The sequence below is a fragment of the Cellulomonas sp. URHD0024 genome (genome assembly GCF_000426185.1).
GTDB lineage: Bacteria > Actinomycetota > Actinomycetes > Actinomycetales > Cellulomonadaceae > Cellulomonas.
In genome coordinates this window covers 32,850-52,726 of the sequence record NZ_AUEW01000001.1, presented here as the reverse complement: position 1 = coordinate 52,726, position 19,877 = coordinate 32,850, and the positions used below count along the sequence as shown (strand labels likewise).

Genomic DNA, 19,877 nt, shown 5'->3' with positions numbered 1-19,877 from the left:
CATGACCCTAATAGCCCTGCACGACGACATGGTGCCGGGAGGGTCGGCGACGACGTGCGTTCCGTCACCAGCGTCGTCACGTCCTACCTTTGTCGAGTGGACATCGCCCTGGAGCTCCCGCGCTCCGTGCTGCTCGCCCTGTGGCTCGGGGGCGACGGCGTCGGTCGCGGACCCCTGCTGAGCGCGGTCCAGTCGGACGACGAGCCGCACACGGTCCGCTACGAGCCGGGCTCGAACGACCCGGTCCGTGACGACGTCACGACCGAGCCGCTCTCGTCGCTCCTCGACGCCGTCGAGCCCGGCCCGCGCGAGACCGCGACGGTCCTTCCCGCACCCGGGGACCTGGGCGCGACCCCCGCCGCAGTGAGCGCAGCAGCGACCGACGCGGGAGAGGCGGTCCTGGTGCGGTCGGGACACACGTGCCTCGTCGCGGTGCCGCTGGTCGAGCGGTTCGGGTCGCACCTCGAACCCGGGCACCTGGTGACGTGGGAGGTCACCGAGGTGGCCGACTGGAGGCATGCGGTGCACGCGCGCACCGGTTCGCTGGCCGAGGCCGAGCGCGACCTGCAGCAAGGGCTGCTGCAGGTGACCGACGCGCTGCAGCGGCTCGACGTGGCGCGCTGGCGACCGGACGCCGCCGAGTCGATCGTGGCGCTGCGCGACATCGGGCTGCCCACGTGGCGGCTGCCCGACGGCCTCGACGGGCGGACGGTGCGGGTGCTGACGAGTGCCGCCCGGCTGCGCGCGATCGTCACCCTGGCAGCCCAGGACGACGGTGCCGCGGTCAACCTCTGGCAGGCCGACCAGCGGTCGACCGCGCTGCGCGACGTGGACCGGCTGGCCCGCCGCGCCATGAGCGCGGCCGCGACGATGCTGGCGGTCTGAGGCTGGTCCGATCGAGTGGAGAACATCGCCAACCTCTACGGCGGTTCGGCGGAATAGATCGATCGAGCCCGGCCGCGTCGTGCCGCTCAGGCCAGGGCTGCGCGGTACACGTCCAGGGTGCGGTCGGCGACGGCCTCCCAGGAGAAGTGGTCCTCGACGCGCTGCCGCGAGGCGAGGCCCCACCGCGCGGTCCGAGCGGCGTCGCTGACGGCGTCGGCGAGCGCCGCACCCAGGTCGGCGACGAACGCGGCGGGGTCCACGGGCGTACCGGTGCCGTCCTGCAGCTGGTCGATCGGGACGAGCAGCCCGGTGACCCCGTCGTCGATGACCTCCGGGATGCCACCGGTGGCGGTGCCGACGACCGGCAGACCGACCGCCATCGCCTCGAGGTTGACGATGCCGAGCGGCTCGTACACGGAGGGGCACGCGAACACCGTGCCGTGCGAGAGGACGGCGATCAGGTCGTCCCGCGGCAGCATCTGCTCGATCCAGACGATCCCGGTGCGACGCGTGCGCAGCTCGTCGACCAGGCCGGTCACCTCCGCGAGGATCTCCGGGGTGTCGGGTGCGCCGGCGCAGAGCACCACCTGGACGTCGGCGGGAAGCAGCTCGACCGCCCGCAGGAAGTACGGCAGGCCCTTCTGCCGGGTGATCCGGCCGACGAACACCACGGACGGCCGTGACGGGTCGATGCCGAGGGCACGCACCGTCGCGTCGGCGCGGGCGAGCACCTCCTCGCCCGTCGGTCGCTGCCACTGGTCGAGGTCGATGCCGTTGTGGACGACCTTGACCAGGTCCGGGTCCACCGACGGGTAGGACCGAAGGATGTCCTCGCGCATGCCGCCGCTCACGGCGATCACAGCGGCCGCGCCCTCGTAGGCCGTCTTCTCCGCCCAGCTCGACAACGCGTAGCCGCCACCGAGCTGTTCGGCCTTCCACGGCCGAAGGGGCTCGAGACTGTGCGCGGTGACCACGTGCGGGATGCCGTTCAACAGCCCGGCGAGGTGGCCACCCAGGTTGGCGTACCAGGTGTGGGAGTGCACGAGGTCGGACGCCACTCCGTCAAGGCCCACCCGCCCCACCGCGTCGGCGATCTCCAGGTCGACGCCGAACGTCTGGAGCGCCGCGTTCGCACCGGCGAGGTCCACGGGTACCGCGTATCCCGAGACCCCGGTCTCGTCGCGCGGACCGTCGAAGCAGTGCACCCGCACGTCGATCGAGCGGGCGAGCACGCGGGTGAGCCCGACGACGTGCACGCCGGCCCCGCCGTAGACGTGCGGGGGGTACTCCCGGGTCAGCAGATCGACACGCACGCGAATCATCCCCTCAGCGACCGGCTCCGACGACCGGCTCTTCCGCGACACGCTAGCGCGTGGCGGCTCTGACCTCGCCCGGACCGCGCGAGGGGCCTAGGGTCGACTCATGGCAGCGCCGCGCGTCCTCGCTATCGTCCTCGCAGGTGGGGAAGGCAAACGCCTGATGCCCCTGACCGCCCACCGAGCAAAGCCGGCGGTGCCCTTCGGGGGCCTGTACCGGCTGATCGACTTCGCGTTGTCGAACGTCATCAACTCCCGGTACCTGCATGTGATCGTGCTCACGCAGTACAAGTCGCACAGCCTCGACCGGCACGTCTCCAAGACGTGGCGCATGAGCTCGCTGCTGGGCAACTACGTGGCGGCCGTCCCGGCGCAGCAGCGCGTCGGCAAGCACTGGTACCTGGGCAGCGCCGACGCCATCTACCAGTGCCTCAACATCATCGACGACGAGCGCCCGGACATCGTCGTCGTCGTGGGCGCCGACCACGTCTACCGCATGGACTTCTCCCAGATGGTCGACGCGCACATCGCGTCGGGCGCCGAGTTCACGGTGGCCGCCATCAGGCAGCCGATCGAGGAGTCCGACCAGTTCGGCGTCATCGAGGTGGACCCGAACGACCCCAGCCGGATCGCGCGTTTCCGCGAGAAGCCGACCGACCCGGTCGGGCTGGCGGACTCCCCGGGCGAGATCCTGGCCTCGATGGGCAACTACGTGGCCAACGCGGACGCCCTGGTCGCCGCGGTGACCGCGGACGCCGAGGACGTCAACTCGCGGCACGACATGGGTGGCGACATCGCGCCGTGGTTCGTGGAGCGCGGCACGGCGGGCGTGTACGACTTCATCCGCAACGACGTGCCAGGCTCGACACCGCGAGACCGCAACTACTGGCGCGACGTCGGGACGATCGACGCGTTCTACGAGGCGAACATCGACCTCATCTCCATCGAGCCGGTGTTCAACCTGTACAACAACGCGTGGCCGCTCTACACCGGCTACACGTCTCTGGCACCCGCCAAGTTCGTGCACGCCGGGGCGGGACGTCTGGGGCACGCGGCGGACTCGATCGTGTCCCCCGGCGTGCTGATCTCGGGTGCGACCGTCAGCGGGTCGGTGCTGTCGCCGGGCATCCGGCTGCACTCGTGGGCGCAGGTGACCGACTCGGTGCTCATGGACGACATCGAGGTAGGCCGGTACGCCCAGATCCACCGCGCGATCATCGACAAGAACGTCGAGATCCCCGAACGCGTGCGGATCGGGCTCGACCACGAGCACGACCTCGCCCGCGGGTTCACGGTCACCGAGTCCGGCATCACGGTCGTCCCGAAGGGCGCGGTCATCGAGGCGGACTGAGCGGACGGTCACGGGCCGGAACCGACTACTCTCCCGTCCCGTGACCTCCCCCGATCACCTCGACCTGTCCCCCGGCCGCCGGCTGCTCGTCATGGACGTGGACTCCACGCTCATCACGGGCGAGGTGATCGAGATGCTCGCGGCCCGCGCCGGCTCCGAGGCGCTGGTCACCGAGATCACCGAGCGAGCCATGCGCGGCGAGCTCGACTTCGCGTCGTCGCTGCACGAGCGCGTCGCGACGCTGGCCGGCCTGCCGGTGTCGGTCTTCGACGACGTGCTCGCGGAGGTCGTGCTCTCGCCGGGTGCGGTCGAGCTGATCGCCGAGATGGCGGACCGTGGCTGGCCTGTCGGGCTGGTCTCCGGCGGCTTCGTCGAGATCGTCGGGCCGCTCGCCGCGCGGCTCGGCATCACGCTGACGCACGCGAACCAGCTGGAGGTTCTCGACGGGCGCCTCACGGGCAGGGTCAGCGGGGACGTCGTCGACCGTGCCGCCAAGGCCGTGACCCTGCGGGACTACGCCTCCCGCGTCGACGTGCCGATCGCCCGCACGATCGCGATCGGCGACGGAGCGAACGACATCGACATGGTGACCACGGCCGGCTTCGGGATCGCCTACAACGCCAAGCCGCTGCTGTGCGCCGCCGCGGACGCCGTGATCAGGGACCGTCTCGACGCGGTGCTGGCCCTGCCGGTCTTCACCGCCTGACGGCCGGCCGGGCGCGCAAGGCCGCCGAGTTCGTGCATTCCTACCGAGTTCGTCTGTTGGAACGAACGACCTCGGTTCAGACGCACGAACTCACCGGACCGCCGACCGCCGACCGGACCGCCGACCGCCGACCGGACCGACGACCGCCGATCCGCCGGCTTCGTCGTCACTCGGCGAGCGTGAGCCGGCGCAGGCCGGCGTCGCCTGGTTCCAGCGCGCCCCAGGGCGTCGCGACGGTCAGCAGGGACCAGCTGGCCGTCGGAACGCCGACCCGGACACGGGCGAGGGTCGTCGGATCGGAGTCCGGACCTGCCAGACCGACCGCAAGGTGCGACATGGTCGGTTCGTGACCCACGACGAGCAACGTGCGCACGTCGTCCGAGATCGTCTGAACGATCTCCAGCACCTCGCGGACCCCCGCGTAGTAGAGCGCCTCGTCGAACCGGACCTCCGGCGCTGCGCCGAGCGTCGCCCGGGCGAGCTCCCACGTCTGGCGCGTGCGCACGCTCGACGAGCAGAGCACCAGGTCAGGGACCAGAGCATCGGCCGCCAGGGCGGTGCCCACACGGCCTGCCTGGCGTCTGCCGACCAGTGACAGGGGACGCTGGATGTCCTCCATGTGCTCCGGATGCTCCGCCTTGGCGTGGCGGAGCAGGATCAGGTTCCGGGTGCCGGGATCGAGCGTCACCGGCTCAGGGTCCCATCAATGCGAGGTCGACCGCACGCTTCGGGACTCACAGACCCATCGCGTGGACGCCGCCGTCGACGTGCACGATCTCGCCCGTCGTCGCCGGGAACCAGTCGGAGAGCAGTGCGGCGACCGCGCGCGCGGTCGGCTCCGGGTCGCTCACGTCCCAGCCCAGGGGTGCGCGCTCCGACCAGCCCTCCTCCATGGTGTTGAAGCCCGGGATCGACTTGGCGGCGGTGGTCCGGATCGGGCCTGCCGAGACGAGGTTCACGCGGATGCCGTCTGCTCCGAGGTCACGGGCCAGGTAGCGCGCGGTCGACTCGAACGCGGCCTTGGCGACGCCCATCCAGTCGTAGACCGGCCAGGCGTAGCGCGCGTCGAACGTCAGCCCGACCACCGCGGAGCCGCGGGTGAGCAGCGGCTTCGTCGCGACGGCCAGCGATTTCAGGGAGTAGGCACTGACCTCGAGCGCCGTCGCCACGTCCGCCCACTCCCCCGCCAGGAAGTTGCCGCCCATGACCGACTGCGGCGCGAAACCGATGGAGTGCACGGCACCGTCGAGGTGGTCGGCATGCTCGCGCACGCGCTCCTGCAGCGCCTCGAGGTCCTCCGCCGACGTGACGTCGAGCTGGAGAACGGGCGCCGGCTTGGGCAGGCGGCGAGAGATCGCCTGCGTGAGGCGGAACTGCCGGCCGAACGACGTCAGCAGCACCTCCGCGCCCTCTTCCTGCGCGAGGCGCGCCACGTGGAAGGCGATCGAACCGTCGGTGAGGACGCCGGTGACCAGGAGTGTCTTGCCGTCGAGCAGACCCATCAGTGTTCCGTTCTCTAGTTCCGTACGAAGTGTCAGTGACCCATGCCGAGACCGCCGTCTACCGGGATCACCGCACCGGAGATATAGGCAGCGGCGTCGGAGGCGAGGAACTCCACGACTCCGGCGACCTCGTCGGGTGTCGCGAAGCGGCCCGCCGGGATGGCCTCTCGGTAGGCCTTCTGCTTGTCGTCGGGCAGGGCCCGCGTCATGTCCGTGTCGATGAAGCCCGGCGCGACGACGTTCGCGGTGATCGCGCGCCCGCCCAGCTCGCGGGTGATCGAGCGCGCCATGCCGACGAGGGCAGCCTTCGACGCCGCGTAGTTGACCTGGCCCGCGCCGCCGTACAGGCCGACCACCGACGAGATGAAGATGATCCGTCCGCGGCGCAGACGGATCATGCCCTTGCTCGCGCGGCGCGCGCAGCGGAACGAGCCCGTGAGGTTGACGTCGATGACGTCGGCGAACTCCTCGTCGGACATCCGCATGAGGAGCTGGTCGCGCGTGACACCGGCATTGGCGACGAGCACCTCGACCGGACCGTTCGCGGCCTCGATCTCGGCGAACGCCGCGTCGACGCTGGCCGAGTCCCGTACGTCCCCGACGACTCCGAGGACGCCTGCGGGCAGGTCACCGGAGCGGTAGATGGTGGCCACCTTGTCGCCGTTCGCCACGAAGCGCTCGGCGATCGATCGGCCGATCCCGCGGTTCGCGCCCGTCACCAGGACGCTGCGGGCGGATGGGGTCGTGTTGTCGGATGTCTCAGGCACGGGACACGACGCTATCCGACGTCCGCCCCACGTCACGGCACCGCCCGCCCACAGGTTCGTCGGGCCGTGTTGTGGGACCTGCACAAGAGCACCCCCTCGCCGACTCCGGACTACCATCAGGTGGTGAGCAGCAACCGTCGACGGAACGACCCCCGCGAGGGCGAGGTGCAGAGGATCACCACCGCCCCGGAGCCGCTCGCCGACGACATGTCCCGCCGCCAGAGCCGCTACCTGATCCAGATGTCGATCCGCGTCGTGGCCTTCCTGGTCGCCGTGCTCACCTGGAACCACATCCCGATGTGGGCCTCCCTCGTCTTCATCGTCGCGGCGGTCGTCCTGCCCTATGTCGCCGTCCTGTTCGCCAACGCCGGTCGGGAGCGCGACGACGACGGCGTCGACTACCTGGTGGCGCGCGAGATCGGCCCGGGTCTCGAGCCGGGCGGTCTGGGTCCCGCACCGACGGCGGGCCGGGGTCCGGAGTCGGACGCGTGAGCCTGCTCGGACCGACGCCGGACGCGGTCGACGACCTGATCTGCAGCGCCCGCGCTTGTCGCGCGGCGGCGACCTGGGGGCTGCTCTGGAACAACCCGAAGCTGCACACACCGGACCGTCGCAAGGTCTGGCTCGCCTGCGACGACCACCGAGAACCGCTCTCGCAGTTCCTGGGAGTCCGAGACTTCCTGCGTGACGTCGTGCCGGCGTCGACGCTCGAGCGGGTCGACGTGCCATGAGCCCGGCGGTCCGCCGCTCAGTCGGCCTCGTCGTCGTCGCGCTCGTCGTCGCCGTCGCGTGCACGCTCCTCGGGCGCTGGCAGTGGAACCGCCACGTCTGGCGCGACCACGCCATCGCGGTGGTCACGTCCAGCGCGAAGGCGGCGCCGGTCCCGCTCGACCAGATCCTGTCGACCACCGACGGCTCGCTGCCCCCGCAGGACGTCTGGCGTCGGGTCGAGGTGACCGGACACTACGAGCCCGACGCGACCGTGCTGCTGCGCAACCGTCCTGTGGACGGCAACGCCGCCTACCACGTGCTCGTCCCGTTCGTGGTGGAGGACGCGTCCGCCGGGACTGCTTCACGACCCACTGATCCGGGTGCCGTGCTCGTCGTCGACCGGGGCTGGGTGCCCACCGGTGAGACGTCTGCCGCGGAGGTCCATCCGCCGGCGCCGCCGACCGGCTCGGTCACGGTGACCGTCAAGCTGCGCGCGACCGAGCCCGCCTCCACACGCTCAGCCCCGGCCGGTCAGGTTCAGGCGATCGCCGTCGACCAGGTCCTGGACGCGGCGGACATGGCCGGCGCGACGACGTTCCCGGCGTACGGCGGCCTCACGGCGGAGACACCCGCTCCCGCCGTCGCCCTCGGTCCGCTCCCCGCGCCGAGCACGGACCCCGGGTCTCACCTGTCGTACGCGTTCCAGTGGTGGGTGTTCGCGCTCGGCGGCCTCGTGGCCTTCCTCGTCATGGCTCGTCGTGAGCTGCTGGAGGCGCGTGTCGAGGCCCAGGACGACGGTGCACGGCCGGACGCCGTGTCGCCCAGCGGTGACGGTCCGGCGCTCTGGCCCACCCGCGACGACCCACGACCCGCCCGTCGCAGGCCTGAACCGAGACGTCGTCCCGACCCGAACGTGCCGCACCGCCGAGGTGGTCGCGACGAGGACGCCGAGGACGCCCTGATCGACGCTCAGCTCGCAGCGGCAGACGACCGGTCCTGACCGGCTACGCGCTCACCGGCTGACTCTGCTCGATCCACTGCTGTGCCGTCGCGTGCGCGACGGCCGCGTCGCCGCGGTACCGCCACGGCCAGTCCGACAGGTGCTCACGGGTCTCGGCGAGGTGCACCGCGGCCCGTGCCGGCTCGTCGGCGAGCCAGTAGGCGAACGCCAGGACGTTGTGGGCCCACGGCTTGTCGATCGGCGAGGGCCCGTCCGCTCCGGCACGCCAGCGCCCCTCCGCGGCCGCGATCGCCGCTCGCACCTCGGGCGTGGACATGTACTCCCCGGGCTCTTCGAGGTCCTGCTCGAGGTGAGCGGCGACGATCATCAGCGTCGCGGCGGAGCCGGCCGGCGCGTTCGCGGAGACGTCCTGCGCGAACGCGAACATCTCCTCCCTGCTGCCGAACCACTTCGCAGCCTTGAACTGCAGGGCCTCCTGCAGCCCCGCCCGGTGGAACGGAACCAGGGCACGGAGCGAGGCGAGCCGTGCCTCGTGCTCGTCGGCACCGAGCTGGAGACCTCGCGCGAGGGTGAGGCGTGTCACCCGCGGTGACGGGTCGTCGGGAGCGACCACCACGGCCTGGTGCGCCCGACGTTCGGCAACCCGCAGCTTCGCGAGGAAGCCGTCGACGTCGTCGACGCGCGAGTAGCCTCCTCGGTGCACCCACGCACGCACCACGTCGGTCTCCGCTTGCAGCACGAGCGCATCCGCGTCGTCGGGCTCAGCGTTGCGCCAGGCCGCCAGCCAGCCGGGGCTCTCCGCCGCCGCCTTCGCCAGGACCCACACGCGCTGGAACCGGACCTCGGGGTCGGTCGAGGCGCGGATCAACGCCGCCGCCGGCTCCCATCGGCCCTCCAGCGCCGTCGCGCGGGCTGCGACCAGGTCCGCGTCGCCCAGAGCCTCGTCGACGGTGACCTCGACCGTCACGGTCGGTCCACCGGACCTCTTCGCGGACCTCCTGCCGGAACGACCGCCGGACCTCGCGCGGGGCCTCCAGCCGGACCTCCTGAGTGGGACGGCGATCGCGACGGCGAGACAGGCGACGACGAGAAGGACGATACCGACGACGACGGCGACCGCGATGGGATCCACGCGCGGATGGTTCCACAGGGCGCGCCCGACGCGAAAGACCTGTATCGGGGAAACGCGCGCTTGTCGGCCCCATCGCACTTTTTCGAGCGAAGACGACGTAACTTGCAGTCGATTATCGACATCTTGCACCAATGTGTCTGGATCGCTACGGTCTATCCGTCGGTCACGCGACCGATGACAACCCGCACGGACCAAGCGCTCTCCACGGACGCGTGGAGTCTGCGAGGCAGCGTCGCCTCCGCCCGACCCGAGTCCTCTCGGAGACACACCCCCGCGCCAACGGCGGCCGAGGGTCGATCGGCGGTCCCAAGACCCGCGTTTCCCATCGGTACTGTCGAGAGTGAGAAACCCCTATGTTCGCCATGCGAACCTCGCGAGGGCGTCGCCATGTCGGCGCCCTCGCGGCCAGCTCGGTCGTGATCGCCGCCGGCCTCGTCGCCCTCACCGGATCGGCGGCGTCGGCCGCAGCGACCGGCGGCGTCGGAGCGACCCTGCCGTACGTCGAGGTACAGGCAGAGAACGCCAGCACGAACGGCACGATCATCGGTCCGTCGGCGGCGTACAACACGCTCCCCGGAGAGGCCTCCTACCGCAAGGCCGTCACGCTGACGGGCCAGGGCAAGTACGTCGAGTTCACGACGCCCACGGCGACGAACTCGATCGACTTCCGCTACTCGATCCCCGACTCGGGCAGCGGCTCGGTCTACACGTCGCCGCTGTCGCTCTACATCAACGGGGTCAAGCAACCGAGCTTCACGCTGACCAACGCCTACAGCTGGTACTACTCGAGCTACCCGTTCAGCAACCAGCCCGGATCGAACGCGCACCACTTCTACGACGAGCTGAACCGCCTGTTCCCGACGACCTACCCGGCCGGCACCACGTTCCGGCTGCAGGTCGACTCGGATGCCACGGCGTCGTCGTCCACGATCGACTTCGCCGACTTCGAGAACGTGGCCGCGCCCCTCACGCAGCCGTCCGGGTCGACCTCGATCACGACCTTCGGCGCGGACCCCACCGGCGTGGCCGACTCGACGAACGCGATGAAGCAGGCCATCGCCGCGGCGGGAACGGGCGGAACCGTGTGGATCCCGGTCGGCACGTTCAAGATCGTCGACCACATCATCGTCAACAACGTGACGATCAAGGGCGCCGGCATGTGGTACTCCCGCACCACGGGTGACCGCATCGGGTTCTACGGCAACTACGCGCCGAACCCGAGCACCAACGTCCACCTGTCCGACTTCGCGATCTTCGGCAACGTGCAGGAGCGCAACGACGCCGACCAGGTCAACGGCATCGGCGGGGCGCTCACCAACTCGACGGTCGACCGGGTGTGGATCGAGCACACCAAGGTGGGCGCGTGGATGGACGGGCCGTTCGACAACCTCGTGATCAGCGGGCTCCGGCTGCGCAACTTCACCGCCGACGGCGTGAACTTCCACAACGGCGTGACGAACAGCCGGGTCACCAACAGCGACGTCCGCAACGCGGGCGACGACGGCCTGGCGACGTGGGCCGAGCAGAACGCCGACGTCAACGACTCGTTCGACCACAACACGGTGCAGTACCCGATCCTGGCCAACGGCATCGCGATCTACGGCGGTCACGACAACTTCGTCACCGACAACCGCGTGATCGACTCCGGCCTCACCCAGGGCGGCGGCATCCACGTCGCACAGCGCTTCGCCTCCACGACGCTCGGCCGCACCGACGTCCTGCGCAACACGCTCATCCGGGACGGCAACATCGACCCGAACTGGCAGTTCGGTGTCGGCGCCCTCTGGTTCGACGCGCGCGACGGCTCGATGACGGGCCTGACCAACGTCGACAACATCCTCATCCAGCAGAGCCCGTTCGAGGCGATCCAGTTCGTCTCGGGCTCGAACATCTCCAACGTCAAGATCAACAACGCGACCATCCAGAACACCGGCACGTTCGTCGTGCAGGAGCAGGTCGCGGGTGCGGCGACGATCACCAACACGACGGCCACCGGCACGCAGGGGCCGTCCTCGATCTACAGCTGCAGCAACCAGTTCGTGCTCACCGACGGCGGCGGCAACTCCGGCGTCTTCGGGACCCCGTTCTGCGGTCCGTGGCCGACGCCGACCCTCCCGCCGTACCTGCCCGACACCATCTCGGGCGTGAGCGTGAGCCCGGCGGCCGTGTCGTTCGGGTCGGTGGCCACCGGCGCGACGAGCGCGGCACAGGCCGTCACGGTCACCAACACCGGCACGACGTCGGCCGCGGTCGGCGCGATCGCCGTCACGGGTGACTTCAGCCAGACGAACGCCTGTGGTTCGTCACTGGCCGCCGGTGCATCCTGCACGGTGTCGGTGAAGTTCAGCCCGACCGCCGCCGGCGCGCGGTCCGGCAACCTCTCCGTGACTGCGAACGGGTCGGCCAACACGGTCCCCCTGTCCGGTACGGGCGTCGCACCCGGACCGATCCTGGGCGCCAACCCCGGCTCGCTCACGTTCGGCAGCACGATCGTCGGTGCCACGAGCCCGACGCAGACCGTGACGGTGACCAACACCGGCACCTCCGCGGCGACCGTCTCCGGCGTGACCGTGACGGGCGACTACACGCAGACGAACACCTGCTCCTCGGTGGCCGTCGGCTCCTCGTGCACGGTGACGGTGGCCTTCAAGCCCACGGCGGCCGGCTCGCGCACGGGAACCCTCACGGTGGCCAGCAACGCGAACAACAGCCCGACCACGGTCGCCCTCTCCGGGCCTGCGGTCGACTCCACCACCAACATCGCGCAGGGCAAGACCGCGAGCGCGAGCTCCCAGGTCAACAGCACGCAGGCGGCTGCCACAGCGGTCGACGGCGACGCGAACACCTACTGGGAGAGCAACAACAACGCGTTCCCGCAGTGGCTCCAGGTCGACCTCGGCGCCGCCACGAGCATCGGCAAGGTCACCCTCAGGCTCCCGCCGGCCTCGGCGTGGGCGACACGGACGCAGACGCTCTCGGTGCAGACGAGCACCGACGGCACGACGTTCGGCACGGTCGCGTCCGGGACCTACACGTTCAACCCGGCCGACGCGACGCCCAACACCGCCGCGATCACCATCCCGGCGACGAACGCCCGGTACGTGCGCGTGAACATCACGGCGAACTCGGGATGGCCCGCGGGGCAGATCTCCGAGCTGCAGGTGTTCCCGAGCGGCACCGTCACCCCGACGGCCGTGCTGGGCACCAACCCTGGCTCGCTCACGTTCGCGAGCCAGACCGTGAGCACCTCGAGCGCGGCACAGACGGTCACCGTCACCAACACGGGCACGGCGGCGGCAACGCTGTCCGGCATCCTGCTCAGCGGTGACTTCTCGCAGACGAACACCTGCGGGGCGACCCTGGCGGCCGGTGCCTCGTGCGCGGTCTCGGTCAAGTTCGCGCCGGCCGCGACCGGCAACCGCACCGGCACGCTGACGGTCACGAGCAACGCGTCGAACAGCCCGACCACGGTCGCGCTGAGCGGCACCGGGATCTCGGCGGCGACCGCGTCGCTGTCGGCCAGCCCGTCGTCGCTCACGTTCGGCTCGACCACGGTCGGCACGCCCAGCGCCGTCCAGAGCGTGACGATCACGAACACGGGCGGCGCCGCTGCCACGGTCTCGGGAGTCGCCACCACCGGTGACTTCTCGCAGACCAGCACCTGCGGGTCGACGCTGGCGGCCGGTGCCACCTGCGCCGTCGCCGTGACGTTCCAGCCGACAGCCACCGGTGCCCGCACCGGGTCGGTCACCGTCACCAGCAACGCCACCAACAGCCCCACGACCGTGGCCCTCTCGGGCACCGGCGCCGGCACCGCGACCGGCAACCTGGCGCTGAACAAGCCCACCGGCGAGCAGTCTCACAACGACGTCTACGCGTCCGTCAACGCCACGGACGGAAACCAGGCCACCTACTGGGAGAGCGCGAACAACGCGTTCCCGCAGTGGGTCCAGGTGGACCTCGGCTCGGCCCAGTCGGTCAACAAGGTCACGCTCAAGCTGCCGGCCAGCTGGGGCGACCGGGACCAGACCCTGACGATCCAGGGCAGCACGAACGGCTCCACGTGGGCGACGCTGTCGCCGTCCGGCGTGGCGCAGTTCCGGCAGGCCAGTGCGAACACGGTGAACCTCACGTTCGCGACGGCCACCGCCCGGTACGTGCGGGTCACGGTCAGCGCGAACACGGGCTGGATCGCCGGCCAGATCTCCGAGCTCGAGGTCTACGGTCCCGGAGGCTCCGGCACGGCCACCCTGGCCGCGTCCCCGGCGAGCCTCTCCTACGGCGCCACCACCCTCGGCGCGACGAGCGCGGCGCAGTCCGTGACGATCACCAACACCGGCGGCGCCTCGGCGAACCTCTCGGGCGTCACCGTCAACGGTGACTTCGCCGACACGACCACCTGCGGCGCCACCCTGGCCGCAGGTGCGTCGTGCACGGCGAGCGTCACCTTCCGGCCAACTGCCGCCGGTGTGCGCACCGGCACGCTCACGGTGGCCAGCAACGCCAGCAACCCGTCCCTGACGGTCGCGCTCAGCGGCACGGGCGTCGCGCCCACCTCAGCGACGCTCACCGCCAACCCGACGAGCCTGACGTTCGCCGGCACCGCGGTCGGCTCGGCCTCCCCGACGCAGGATGTGACGATCGCGAACACCGGCAGCGCCGCCGCGACCCTCAGCGGGGTCTCGGTCAGCGGTGAGTACTCGGACACGACCACCTGCGGCGCCTCGCTGGCCGCCGGCGCCTCGTGCACCGTCACCGTGACGTTCCGACCGACCGGGACGGGAACCCGCACGGGAACCCTCACGGTCGCGAGCAACGCCACCAACCCGGCCCTGGCCGTCGGTCTGACCGGGACGGGATCCCCCGTCTCGACCCCGACGATCACCGCCAACCCGTCGAGCCTGACCTACGGCAGCACCGCCGTGGGCTCGTCGAGCGCGACCCAGACCGTCGTGTTCACCAACACCGGGGGGGCGTCCGCGAACCTCTTCGGTGTGACGGCGAGTGGTGACTTCAGCCGGACCACCACCTGCGGCACCACGCTCGGTGCGGGCAACGCGTGCTCGGCGACCGTGACGTTCTCGCCCACGGCGGCAGGCACCCGCACCGGCAGCCTGACGTTCTCCAGCTCCGCGACCAACAGCACCCTGACCGTGCCGCTGTCGGGCACGGGCGGCACGACCACGGCAACGGACCAGGCGCCGGGCAAGACGATGACCTCGTCGTCCGACACCTTCACGTTCGTCGCCGCCAACGCCAACGACGGCAACCTCACCACCTACTGGGAGGGTGCGCTCCCGTCCTGGCTGAACGTGGCCATGAGGGCGAACGTGTCCGTCTCGTCGGTCGTCGTCAAGCTCAACCCGGACCCGGCCTGGGGCACGCGCACCCAGACCTTCTCCATCGAGGGCAGGGACCAGGCGGGCGGCAGCTACACGACCATCAAGCCGTCGGCGACGTACACGTTCAGCCAGGGGAACAACGTCGTCACGATCCCGGTGAGCGCCACGGCGGCGGACGTCCGCCTGTCGTTCACCACCAACTCGGGCGCGTCCGGCGGTCAGGTGGCCGAGCTCCAGGTGCTGGGCGTCCCCGCTCCGAACCCGGACCTCGCCGTCAGCAACGTCGCGTCGACGCCCGCCAGCCCGCTGGAGACGGACGCCGTCACGCTGAGCGCGAAGATCACCAACGTCGGCACGGCGTCCGCCGCGGCGAGTGCGGTGAGCTTCTACCTCGGCACGACGAAGGTGGGGACGGCCAACGTGGCTGCCCTCGCCGCGGGCGGCTCCGCCACGGTGACGCTCAACGCCGGACCGCAGTCGGCCGGCACGTACGCCACCTCGGCGGTCGTCGACGAGACGAACGCGATCGTCGAGCAGAGCGAGGCGAACAACAGCGCGACGGGCCCGGCACTGACCGTGTCCCCCGTGCAGAGCGCAGACCTCGTCGCGACGACCGGCTGGTCGCCCACCTCGCCCTCGGGTGGGCAGACGGTCACGTTCACCACGACGGTCCGCAACCAGGGCAACCAGCCGTCGAGCGCGTCCGCGCACGGCGTCACGGTGACGATCAAGGACCAGACGGGTGCCGTCGTCAAGACGCTCACCCCGACCGCTCCTTCCGGAGTCGTCGCGGCGGGTGCGAGCGTCAACGTGACCGCCGGGACGTGGACCGCCGTGAACGGCAAGTTCACGGTGACCACCACGGTCGCCGCCGACTCGGCCGAGCTGTCCGTCAAGCAGGCCAACAACACCACGGTGCAGTCGCTGTCGGCCGGTCGTGGCGCGTCGATGCCGTACGACTCCTACGAGGCGGAGGACGGCACGCCCGCGGGCGGGGCGACCACGGTCGGACCCAACCGCACGATCGGCGACCTCGCGGGTGAGGCGTCGGGCCGCAAGGCCGTGCGGTTGAACGCGACCGGCAAGGCGGTCTCCTGGACCACGCGGGCGGCGACCAACACGATCGACGTCCGCTACTCGATCCCGGACGGCACCACGACGACGCTCGGGGTGTTCGACGGCTCCACGCAGGTGGGCACCGTGAACCTCGTGTCCAAGTACGCGTGGCTGTACGGGGCCGAGGCCTCGCCGCAGAACTCAGGCACGGGCCCGCGGCACATCTACGACGAGGCGAACGTGGTCCTGTCCACGACCGTCCCGGCGGGCTCCACGCTCTCGGTGCGCAACACCACCGGTGCGGACATCACGGTCGACTTCGTCCAGCTCGAGCTGGCGACGCCGATCGCGAATCCCGACCCGACGCACCTCGTCACGGTCAACGGCCTCGACGGCTCGGCGATCCAGACGGCCCTGAACACGGCCAACCAGAGCGCCACGGCCACCGGCATCTACCTGCCCGCGGGCGACTACCAGGTGTCGCAGAAGTTCCAGATCGGCCAGAAGCCGCTGCAGGTCGTCGGCGCCGGGCCGTGGTTCACACGGCTCTACGCACCGCAGGGCCAGGAGAACACCGACGTCGGCTTCACTCCCAACGGGGCCGGCGCCACGGGTTCGCAGTTCCGGAACTTCGCGGTCTTCGGCAACACCACCAGCCGGACCGACGGCTCCGGCCAGGTGTTCGCGCTGACCAACGTCACCAACATCACGATCGACAACGTGTGGGTCGCCCACACGGTCGTGATGGTGTGGGGCCAGAACGTGGACAGCTCGACGTTCACCAACAACCGGATCGACGACACGTTCGCCGACGGCATCACGCTGGCGAACGACAGCTCGAACAACGTCCTGCGCAACATGGCGGCGCACGCCACGGGTGACGACAGCTTCGCGCTGTTCAACGCCCAGGACGTGCACGCCGGCACGGTGTCGAACAACCTCGAGGAGAACCTCACGGCGATCCTCACGTGGCGCGCGAGCGGCTTCGCGGTCTACGGCGGCTCCGGGAACACGTTCCGGAACCTCTACGCGGCAGACCAGCTGACGTACCCCGGGTTGACCATCTCGTCGATCAACTTCGGGATCCCGTTCGTCGGGTTCAGCGGGACGACGACGTTCGACAGCATCTCGATCGTCCGGTCGGGCGGCCACTTCTGGGGTCAGCAGCTCTTCCCCGGTCTGTGGCTCAACTCCGGTGACGGGGCGTTCACGGGCATCCGCGTCAGCAACGTCGACATCGTCGACCCCACGTACGACGGGGTCATGTTCCAGACGAAGTACGTCGGGTCGAGTGCCACCAACCCGGTCGCCGACACCGTGCTGACGAACGTCACCGTCGACCGGGCGAACGAGCCCCGGCCGGACGGCAGCAACGTCGACGCGACCGCGTCGTCGTTCAACCTCACCGGCCGCACGGGTATCGCGGTCTGGTGCAACGCCCTCCCGGAGCCCGGTCAGGGACCGGCCATCGGGGCGGCGACGTTCACCAACCTGGTGATGACGAACAACTCGCACGACGTCGTCAACACCTGCCCCGGCTTCACCATCACGAGGAACTAGGTAAGGACGCGGACGGCCGGTGCCCTGCGGAGGGCACCGGCCGTCTCGTCGTTCCCCGGCTCAGGCGAGCGCGATCAGGTCGAGGTACGACGGGTTCCACAGGTCCTCGTCGCCGTCGGGCAGCAGCAGCACGCGCTCGGGGTCGAGGGCCGCGACGGCGCCCTCGTCGTGCGAGACGAGGACGACCGCGCCCGAGTACCCGCGCAGGGCCGCGAGGATCTCCTCGCGGGAGGCCGGGTCGAGGTTGTTCGTGGGCTCGTCGAGCAGCAGGACGTTGGCCGACGAGACGACGAGGGCTGCGAGCGCGAGGCGCGTCTTCTCGCCACCGGACAGGACCTTCGCGGGCTTGTCGGCGTCGTCGCCCGAGAACAGGAACGACCCCAGGACGGAACGCACCTGGGTCTCCGTCAGGTCCGGTGCCGCAGTCTTCAGGTTCTCGACGACGGTGCGGTCGAGGTCGAGCGTCTCGTGCTCCTGCGCGTAGTAGCCGAGCTTGAGGCCGTGGCCGGGTCGCACCTCCCCGGTGTCCGACTTCTCGACGCCGCCCAGGATGCGCAGCAGGGTCGTCTTGCCGGCGCCGTTGAGGCCGAGGACCACGACCTTGCTGCCCCGGTCGATCGCCAGGTCGACGCCGGTGAAGACCTCTTGGGAGCCGTACGTCTTGGACAGGTCGGCGGCCGTCAGCGGCGTCTTGCCGCAAGCAGCGGGCTCCGGGAAGCGCAGGTGCGCGACCTTGTCCGACGCACGGACGGCCTCGAGGCCGGACAGGAGGCGCTCGGCGCGGCGGGCCATGTTCTGCGCCGCGACGGTCTTGGTGGCCTTGGCACGCATCTTGTCGGCCTGCGCCATGAGCGTCGAGGCCTTCTTCTCGGCGTTGGCCCGCTCACGCCGGCGGCGCTTCTCGTCCGTCTCGCGCTGCTGCAGGTACGCGTCCCAGCCGAGGGCGTACTGGTCCAGCTGCGAGCGGTTGGCGTCCAGGTGGAACACCTTGTTCACCACCGCGCGCAGCAGGTCGGCGTCGTGCGAGATGACGATCAGCCCGCCGGAGTACGACTTGAGGTAGTCGCGCAGCCACATGATCGAGTCGGCGTCGAGGTGGTTGGTCGGCTCGTCGAGAAGCAACGTCTCCACGCCGGAGAACAGGATGCGAGCGAGCTCGACCCGGCGGCGCTGGCCACCCGAGAGCGTCCCGATGGTCTGGCCGAGCACGCGCTCGTCGAGGCCCAGGTTCGACGCGATCCGGTGCGCCTCGCTCTCGGCCGCGTAGCCGCCGGCCGCGTTGAAACGGGCGTCGAGCCGCGAGTACTTGTCCATCGCCTTCTCGCGGACGGCGTCGTCCTCGCTCGCCATCGCCGCCTCGGTGGCGCGCAGCGAGCGCACGATCTCGTCGAGACCCCGGGCGCTGAGCACGCGGTCCATGGCGAGCTGCTCGAGGTCGCCGGTGCGCGGGTCCTGCGGGAGGTAGCCGACCTCGCCGGAGCGGACGATCTGGCCGCCGGTCGGCTGCGTCTCGCCCGCGAGTGTCTTGGTGAGGGTCGTCTTGCCGGCGCCGTTGCGACCGACCAGACCGATCCGGTCGCCGGCCGCGATGCGGAACGACGACTCCTCGAGCAGCACACGTGCGCCGATGCGCAGCTCGACAGCCTGGGCAGTGATCACTTGACGGTTTCCTCCGATATAGCCGTGCGGCTCTTGGTCGCCGGCACAAACGCCAGCAAGTCTACGTGCGGCTAGCGTTGTCGGCGGTCGCTGGGTCTGCAGGACGCACCCGTCACCAGCGGGAGCTCCCGCGCCACACCACGACGACTAAGGGGTTAGTCATGGCCAACGCAGCCGAGAACGCCGCACCCGCTGTCACCGACGCAGCCACTCTGCCTGCTCCGGTCGCCCGCTCCTCCGTGGCCACCGACATCGCACTGATCGCGTCCTTCGCAGCGTTCATCGCCGTCTGCGCGATCCTGCCCGGCATCCCGACGGGGACCTCCGTGCCGATCACTCTCCAGACGTTCGGCGTCACCCTCGCCGGGCTCGTGCTCGGCTGGCGCCGAGGCGGCCTCGCGGTGCTGCTCTACCTCGTGCTCGGTCTTGCGGGCCTGCCGATCTTCTCCGGCGGCGCCGGCGGCGTGGCGGTGCTGCAGGGGGCATCTGCCGGGTACCTGCTGGCCTTCCCTGTTGGTGCGGTGGTCGCCGGCCTGCTCGCCGGCCGGGGTCTGTCAGGCGCCGACCGATTCGTGGCCTCCACGACGGCATCGGCGCTCGCGGCTCGGTTCGACCGACTCGGCGAGGGCCTCGTGCCCGCGAGGAGGCACCCGACCCGGCTGGTCGGCTCGGTCGGCAGCCGCATCTTCCGTTCGACCGCGACCTGGCGCTACGTCGCGCTGTTCGTGTCGGGCCTGGGGGCCAGCTTCCTGGTCATCCATCCGGCGGGAATCGTCGGGCTGATGCACAAGTTCGACATCTCCTTCCATGAGGCGCTCCTGGGCGACCTCCCCTTCTGGCCCGGCGACATCATCAAGAACCTCGCCGCCGCCGGCGTCGCGCTCGCGATCTTCCGGGCGTTCCCCGACATGCTGCGCAACCGCCGCTGA

14 protein-coding genes are annotated in these 19,877 nt (G+C 70.5%); 8 read left to right on the top strand and 6 right to left on the bottom strand.

Translation table 11 applies throughout. The features are described from left to right. Positions 1-96: 96 nt before the first annotated feature. The gene (locus I847_RS0100225; RefSeq protein WP_196804441.1) at positions 97-885 is read left to right on the top strand and encodes a hypothetical protein; all 789 of its coding nucleotides are present in this window, start codon (positions 97-99) and stop codon (positions 883-885) included. 86 nt (positions 886-971) lie between these two features. Here I847_RS0100225 and glgA read toward each other — a convergent pair whose 3' ends face one another. Continuing rightward, entirely contained in the window at positions 972-2,198 is a 1,227-nt protein-coding gene (glgA, locus tag I847_RS0100220) for a glycogen synthase (protein ID WP_028048072.1), read from the bottom strand. A 109-nt stretch (positions 2,199-2,307) separates the two neighbouring features. Between glgA and glgC the strand changes: the two genes are divergently transcribed. Next, positions 2,308-3,552 (top strand): glucose-1-phosphate adenylyltransferase, encoded by a 1,245-nt coding sequence (gene glgC / locus I847_RS0100215; RefSeq protein ID WP_028048071.1) that lies wholly within the window; start codon positions 2,308-2,310, stop codon positions 3,550-3,552. Between the two features lie 40 nt (positions 3,553-3,592). After that, complete coding sequence (serB, locus tag I847_RS0100210; protein ID WP_255346358.1) at positions 3,593-4,258, top strand: phosphoserine phosphatase SerB; 666 nt, start codon at positions 3,593-3,595, stop codon at positions 4,256-4,258. A 166-nt stretch (positions 4,259-4,424) separates the two neighbouring features. Here the strand turns inward: serB and I847_RS0100205 are convergent, their stop codons facing one another. Genes I847_RS0100205 through fabG form a run of 3 tightly spaced genes read right to left on the bottom strand, consistent with a single transcriptional unit; the run spans position 4,425 to position 6,527 of the window. Then, positions 4,425-4,946 carry a histidine phosphatase family protein gene (locus I847_RS0100205; protein WP_028048069.1) on the bottom strand — a complete coding sequence of 174 codons (522 nt, stop codon included), beginning with the start codon at positions 4,944-4,946 and terminating at the stop codon, positions 4,425-4,427. Between the two features lie 46 nt (positions 4,947-4,992). Further along, positions 4,993-5,760 (bottom strand): enoyl-ACP reductase FabI, encoded by a 768-nt coding sequence (gene fabI, locus I847_RS0100200; RefSeq protein WP_028048068.1) that lies wholly within the window; start codon positions 5,758-5,760, stop codon positions 4,993-4,995. Positions 5,761-5,792: 32 nt separating this feature from the next. Continuing rightward, positions 5,793-6,527 carry a 3-oxoacyl-ACP reductase FabG gene (fabG, locus tag I847_RS0100195; protein WP_028048067.1) on the bottom strand — a complete coding sequence of 245 codons (735 nt, stop codon included), beginning with the start codon at positions 6,525-6,527 and terminating at the stop codon, positions 5,793-5,795. 123 nt (positions 6,528-6,650) lie between these two features. Between fabG and I847_RS21140 the strand changes: the two genes are divergently transcribed. The 3 genes from I847_RS21140 to I847_RS0100180 are packed head-to-tail and all read left to right on the top strand — an operon-like array spanning position 6,651 to position 8,238. Continuing rightward, positions 6,651-7,019 carry a DUF3099 domain-containing protein gene (locus I847_RS21140; RefSeq protein WP_231384019.1) on the top strand — a complete coding sequence of 123 codons (369 nt, stop codon included), beginning with the start codon at positions 6,651-6,653 and terminating at the stop codon, positions 7,017-7,019. Beyond that, on the top strand, positions 7,016-7,258 hold the full coding sequence (locus tag I847_RS0100185; protein ID WP_028048066.1) for a hypothetical protein: 243 nt from the start codon (positions 7,016-7,018) through the stop codon (positions 7,256-7,258). Before I847_RS21140 ends, I847_RS0100185 begins: the two co-directional genes overlap by 4 nt. After that, positions 7,255-8,238, top strand: coding sequence for an SURF1 family protein (locus I847_RS0100180; RefSeq protein WP_028048065.1), 984 nt, complete (start codon positions 7,255-7,257; stop codon positions 8,236-8,238). The genes I847_RS0100185 and I847_RS0100180 overlap by 4 nt, the downstream gene beginning before the upstream one ends. A gap of 4 nt (positions 8,239-8,242) precedes the next feature. Here the strand turns inward: I847_RS0100180 and I847_RS25245 are convergent, their stop codons facing one another. After that, positions 8,243-9,166: a hypothetical protein gene (locus tag I847_RS25245; RefSeq protein ID WP_155855922.1), complete on the bottom strand. Its 924-nt coding sequence runs from the start codon at positions 9,164-9,166 to the stop codon at positions 8,243-8,245. 527 nt (positions 9,167-9,693) lie between these two features. Here I847_RS25245 and I847_RS26035 point away from each other — a divergent pair. Beyond that, positions 9,694-17,289 carry a choice-of-anchor D domain-containing protein gene (locus I847_RS26035; RefSeq protein WP_081680434.1) on the top strand — a complete coding sequence of 2,532 codons (7,596 nt, stop codon included), beginning with the start codon at positions 9,694-9,696 and terminating at the stop codon, positions 17,287-17,289. 60 nt (positions 17,290-17,349) lie between these two features. On the opposite strand, the gene abc-f is transcribed toward I847_RS26035, so the two are convergent. After that, a complete protein-coding gene (abc-f, locus tag I847_RS0100165) occupies positions 17,350-18,948 on the bottom strand; it encodes a ribosomal protection-like ABC-F family protein (RefSeq protein WP_028048064.1) in 1,599 nt (532 codons plus the stop codon). 161 nt (positions 18,949-19,109) lie between these two features. On the opposite strand from abc-f, the gene I847_RS0100160 reads away from it, so the two are divergent. Beyond that, entirely contained in the window at positions 19,110-19,877 is a 768-nt protein-coding gene (locus I847_RS0100160) for a biotin transporter BioY (RefSeq protein WP_028048063.1), read from the top strand.

Coding starts and splice junctions, on each gene's coding strand:
- I847_RS26035 (WP_081680434.1), top strand. CDS start 9,694: ATGCGAACCTCGCGAGGGCGTCGCCATGTCGGCGCCCTCGCGGCCAGC.
- fabI (WP_028048068.1), bottom strand. CDS start 5,760: ATGGGTCTGCTCGACGGCAAGACACTCCTGGTCACCGGCGTCCTCACC.
- glgC (WP_028048071.1), top strand. CDS start 2,308: ATGGCAGCGCCGCGCGTCCTCGCTATCGTCCTCGCAGGTGGGGAAGGC.
- I847_RS0100180 (WP_028048065.1), top strand. CDS start 7,255: ATGAGCCCGGCGGTCCGCCGCTCAGTCGGCCTCGTCGTCGTCGCGCTC.
- I847_RS0100160 (WP_028048063.1), top strand. CDS start 19,110: ATGGCCAACGCAGCCGAGAACGCCGCACCCGCTGTCACCGACGCAGCC.